Source organism: Sporosarcina koreensis (assembly GCF_001531445.1).
Taxonomy (GTDB): domain Bacteria; phylum Bacillota; class Bacilli; order Bacillales_A; family Planococcaceae; genus Sporosarcina; species Sporosarcina koreensis_C.
Genome location: NZ_LQYA01000317.1, coordinates 1 through 243, shown reverse-complemented (window position 1 = coordinate 243; position 243 = coordinate 1). Strand labels below are relative to the sequence as shown.

1 pseudogene is annotated in these 243 nt (G+C 33.3%); it reads left to right on the top strand.

Going from position 1 to position 243, the window contains the following annotated elements:
• Nucleotides 1-243, top strand: a pseudogene (locus tag AWV70_RS23230) (tetracycline efflux MFS transporter Tet(L)); the annotation flags it as partial.

Sequence of the window (243 nt, the reverse complement as noted above, 5' to 3'; positions counted from 1 at the left end):
TCTTTCCGTTAGCTTTTTAATTGCTGCCTTTTTTTTAGAAGTAACACCATGGTTACTGACAATTATATTAGTTTTTGTTTTTGGTGAGCTGTCATTCACCAAAACAGTTATATCTACAATTGTTTCAAGTAGTTTGAAACAAAAGGAAGCTGGTGCCGGAATGAGTTTGCTTAATTTTACCAGTTTTTTATCAGAGGGAATAGGTATTGCAATTGTTGGTGGTTTATTATCTGTACGCTTACT